The organism is Streptomyces sp. 15-116A (genome assembly GCF_025290915.1).
Classification (GTDB): Bacteria; Actinomycetota; Actinomycetes; order Streptomycetales; family Streptomycetaceae; genus Streptomyces.
Genome location: NZ_JAOCQE010000407.1, coordinates 1 through 4205, shown reverse-complemented (window position 1 = coordinate 4205; position 4205 = coordinate 1). Strand labels below are relative to the sequence as shown.

Below are 4205 nucleotides of genomic sequence, written 5' to 3'. Positions count from 1 at the left end.
CTGGCGCGACGCGGTCGCGGCCGTGGGATGAACGGATGACCATTGGCCTGCTCGTGCTCGCCGCCGCGCTGTGGGGCGCGGCGGCCGGCGCGCTGCTGCCCCGCGCGGCCTACCGCTTCTCCGCCCCGTCGGGCGAGGAGTGGCGGACGGCCTGCCCGGCGGGACACCCGGTACGGGGATGGCTCGGGCGGGCACACTGCGCGCACTGCGAGGGAGCCCAAGCCTCCTACGGCCCCATCGCCCCCGCGCTCCTCATCACCCCCCTCGTCTGCGCCGCCCTCGCCGCCGCCACCGGAACCCGCCCCGAACTGGCCGTCTGGCTCCTGCTCGCCCCCGTCGGCGTCCTGCTCGCGATCGTCGACTTCCGGGTGCAGCGCCTGCCCGACCCCCTCACCCTTCCCTTCGCCGCCGCCGCGCTCACCCTCCTCGGCCTGACCGCTCTCTTCCCCGAGCACGCGGGGGAGTGGACCACCGCCCTGCTGGGCGCGCTCGCGCTCGGCGCCGGCTACTTCGTGCTGTTCCTCATCAACCCGGGCGGCATGGGCTTCGGCGATGTGAAACTCGCCCTCGGCGCGGGCGCCGTCCTCGGCTGGTACGGCTGGCCCACCGTGCTGCTCGGCACCCTCGCCGGGTTCCTGTCCGGGGCGCTGTACGGCGGTGCGCTGGTCGTCGCCCGGAGGGCGGGACGCAAGACGGCGATCCCGTTCGGGCCGTTCCTGATCACCGGCACATTGGCCGGGCTGCTGGTCGGCGCGTACACGGCCTGACGTCGGCCCCGTCAACCCCCTGGCGTACGCTGAGGAAGTCCGTCCACAACCCTTACGAAAGGGACGCCCGGTGACCGAGAAGGCCGACCTTCAGCCCATCCTCGACCGCGCAGCCGCCGGTGGGCGGATCACCCCCGAAGAGGCGCTCGACCTCTACCGCGACGCCCCGCTGCACGCGCTCGGCGCCGCCGCTGACGCCGTCCGCAGGCGCCGGTACGCCGGTACGGAGCACATCGCGACGTACATCATCGAGCGGAACATCAACTACACGAACGTCTGCGTCACCGCCTGCAAGTTCTGCGCCTTCTACGCCGCCCCGAAGGACACCGCGAAGGGCTGGACCCGCGACCTCGACGACATCCTGCGCCGCTGCGCGGAGACGGTCGAGCTGGGCGGCACGCAGATCATGTTCCAGGGCGGCCACCACCCCGACTACGGCGTGGAGTACTACGAGAAGCACTTCGCGGCGATCAAGAAGGAGTTCCCGCAGCTCGTCATCCACAGCCTGGGGGCGAGCGAGGTCGAGCACATGGCGCGGATCTCGAAGGTGTCCGTCGAGGAGGCGATCCGGCGCATCCACGCCGCCGGCCTCGACTCCTTCGCGGGCGCCGGCGCGGAACTCCTCCCCGCCCGCCCCCGCAAGGCCATCGCCCCGCTGAAGGAGTCCGGCGAGCGCTGGCTGGAGATCATGGAGATCGCCCACAAACTGGGCGTGGAGTCCACGTCCACCATGCTGATGGGCACCGGCGAGACCAACGCCGAGCGCATCGAGCACCTGCGGATGATCCGGGACGTCCAGGACCGCACGGGCGGCTTCCGGGCGTTCATCCCGTACACCTACCAGCCCGAGAACAACCACCTGAAGGGCCGCACCCAGGCCACCCTCTTCGAGTACCTGCGGATGATCGCCATCGCCCGCCTGTTCCTCGACAACGTGGCCCACATCCAGGGCTCGTGGCTGACCACGGGCAAGGAGGTCGGCCAGCTGTCCCTGCACTACGGCGCGGACGACCTGGGCTCGATCATGCTGGAGGAGAACGTGGTCTCCTCCGCCGGCGCGAAGCACCGCTCCAACCGCCTGGAGATCATCGACCTGATCCGCAAGGCCGACCGGGTCCCCGCCCAGCGCTCGACGACGTACGAGCACCTGGTCGTGCACGACGACCCGGCGAACGACCCGGTTGACGACCGCGTGGTCTCCCACATCTCGTCCACGGCCATCGAGGGCGGCACGGCCCACCCCGAACTGAAGCTCCTCGCCTCCAACTGACGCGGCCGTGCTGACGATTCACGCGGCGGACAACGTCCGCATCCACTGGGACGCCGAGCCGGTGAAGGACACCGCCGTCGCCGTCGAGGGCGCCCGCATCGCCGCCGTGGGCCCCCTGGAGGAGCTGCGGTCCCGTTTCCCCGGGGCACGGGTACGCCACTGGCCGGGCACCCTGGGCCCCGGCCGCCTCCACGAGGGCCCGCTCCCGGAGGCTCCGAGCCCGCGGGAACGCGTCCACGCCATCCTGAAACTGGGGGCGGTGGCGATGCTCGCCGAACACATCGACACCCCCGACCTCCGCGCCGCGGCCGAGCGCAACGAGGTGCGTGTCCTTCCGAGTTCACGGCCCGTCGAGATCACCGAGACGGGCCGCGCGGATCTGGCGGTACTCGACGACACCGGCGCATGCATCGCCACGGTGTGCGCCGGGCGTCTGGTCCACAGACGTCGCTAGGAGCGCCCCTGGCTCACCCCGCCAGCGCCTCCCCGAACGCCCCCTCCTCCTGCTCCACCCCACTGCACTCGGTCAACGCGTCCTCCGCCCCGGACTCACACGCCCGATCCCGGAACGTCGACCACATCGACACCCACGCCACCCCCTTCTCCTCCGCGAAGCCCCGCACCTGCTCCGCGTCCTCCAGCGTGAACGTCTCCCCCTTCACATCATTGACCCCGATCATCGAGGTCAGCGCCATCCCCCGCCACGCCTCCGCCTCCGACAGCCCGAAGACATCCCGGAGTTGCGCCTGCGCGGCCTTCGCCGCCGTGACGGCGTAGTCCCCCATGTCGCCGTCGAACGACTCGCCGTAATTCATGGTCATGATGTTGACCGTCCGGACCTTCACCCCATGGTCGTTGGCCGACTCCAGCAGGGCGATCGTGTCCTCGTCCAGCCCCGACGGCATCACCGGCACCGTGTAGGTCACCTCCAGATCGGCGCGCTCCTTCTGCAGCAGCGCGATCGCCTCCGACCGCAGCGCCACCGACTCCGAGTCCGTCAGCTCGTCCCCCTCGATGTCGAAGTCGGCCCGCGACGCCCCGGCCGCGTCCAACGCCGCCCCATAGGCCCGCGCCAGCTCCTCCGCGCTGTCGCACGTCGCCGCCAGCTCCTTCCCGGACGCCCCGCCGAAGGAGACCCGGACATCGGCACCGGATTCCGTGAGCTCCGCTATGCGCGCGGTCGCCGCCTTGTCGTCGATCGCCTGTGAGCCGTGCCAGCTCGGCGTGCAGCCGCTGCCGGAGGAGATCACGAAGGCCAGGTTGTACGTCGACGGGGAGCCCGCCGCGTCATTGGCGTCGGCGGACGTGGCGTTGACGTAGGGGGCGTACGCGGTGACCGCCTCGGCGGACGGCGAGGCGCTGCCCTCCGCGGGCGCCGCCGCGTCCGTGCCGCCGCCGTCCCCCGACGAGCAGCCCGCGGTGACGGCCAGGACCAGCGCGCAGCCGAGCCCGGCGACGGATTTCAGTGGACCGCGCATCGCGCTCGCTCCCGTTCCTCAAGTTTTGTCGGTGACGTTTCCGTCTATGACGCAAACCTCTCATACGGGGCTGTGCCCCACCTGGGGATATACGCCCAATTCCCCGGAGGCTCTCAGCCGGTCCAGAGGTTGGCGGCTCTCTCACGGCCCACGCACAGCAAAAGCACGGTTTCCGGCACATAAAGGCGATCTACCGTCCGGGCCATGCATTCCGATCCCGCCATCGAACGCCGCGCCGCCGTGCGCGGCCGTCGCCGCACACGCCGCACCGGGTCCGCCGAGGGGCCCGTGTTCGTCGACGCCTCCGGACGCCGCGCCAGGGTGCTGCGCCGGATCGGCCTGCTCCTGGGGGCCGTCTGCGCCGGTTACGCGGTCGTGCTGGGTCTGGCCTTCCTCGGCATCGGCACCTCCGCCTCCCCGGCGTCGCTGCTGCCGTTCGGCAACGAGCAGGGCGCCGCTCCGGAAGGGGGTGCGGGACCGCGAGGAGGGGCCGTATCGACCGGCGCCCCGCCGAGCGGCAGGCCGACCGCCCCGCCGAGCGGCGCCCCGACCCCCACGGCCACCGCCGTCCCCTCTCCCACGGCCACCGTCGTCCCCTCTCCCACGGCCACCGTCGTCCCCTCTCCCGCAGCGACCTCATGAGCCTCAGTACGACACCTCGCCGCGGCCGCCGCCGCGCCCCCTCCCGCC

General features: G+C 71.9%; 5 protein-coding genes. 4 read left to right on the top strand and 1 reads right to left on the bottom strand.

The annotated features are described in order from the left end of the window. Positions 1 to 35: 35 nt before the first annotated feature. From N4P33_RS33345 to N4P33_RS33335, 3 genes are all read left to right on the top strand, one after another. Positions 36 to 767, top strand: a complete 732-nt coding sequence (locus N4P33_RS33345) for an A24 family peptidase (protein ID WP_260830672.1) — start codon at positions 36 to 38, stop codon at positions 765 to 767. A 70-nt stretch (positions 768 to 837) separates the two neighbouring features. Then, a complete protein-coding gene (mqnC, locus tag N4P33_RS33340; RefSeq protein WP_260830671.1) occupies positions 838 to 2037 on the top strand; it encodes a cyclic dehypoxanthinyl futalosine synthase in 1200 nt (399 codons plus the stop codon). Positions 2038 to 2044: 7 nt separating this feature from the next. Then, on the top strand, positions 2045 to 2491 hold the full coding sequence (locus N4P33_RS33335; protein ID WP_260830670.1) for an imidazolonepropionase-like domain-containing protein: 447 nt from the start codon (positions 2045 to 2047) through the stop codon (positions 2489 to 2491). A gap of 13 nt (positions 2492 to 2504) precedes the next feature. Here the strand turns inward: N4P33_RS33335 and N4P33_RS33330 are convergent, their stop codons facing one another. Continuing rightward, positions 2505 to 3515 (bottom strand): chitinase, encoded by a 1011-nt coding sequence (locus N4P33_RS33330; protein WP_260830669.1) that lies wholly within the window; start codon positions 3513 to 3515, stop codon positions 2505 to 2507. A 204-nt stretch (positions 3516 to 3719) separates the two neighbouring features. Here N4P33_RS33330 and N4P33_RS33325 point away from each other — a divergent pair, with 204 nt between their 5' ends. Further along, on the top strand, positions 3720 to 4157 hold the full coding sequence (locus N4P33_RS33325; RefSeq protein WP_260830668.1) for a hypothetical protein: 438 nt from the start codon (positions 3720 to 3722) through the stop codon (positions 4155 to 4157). The last annotated feature ends 48 nt before the right edge of the window (positions 4158 to 4205 follow it).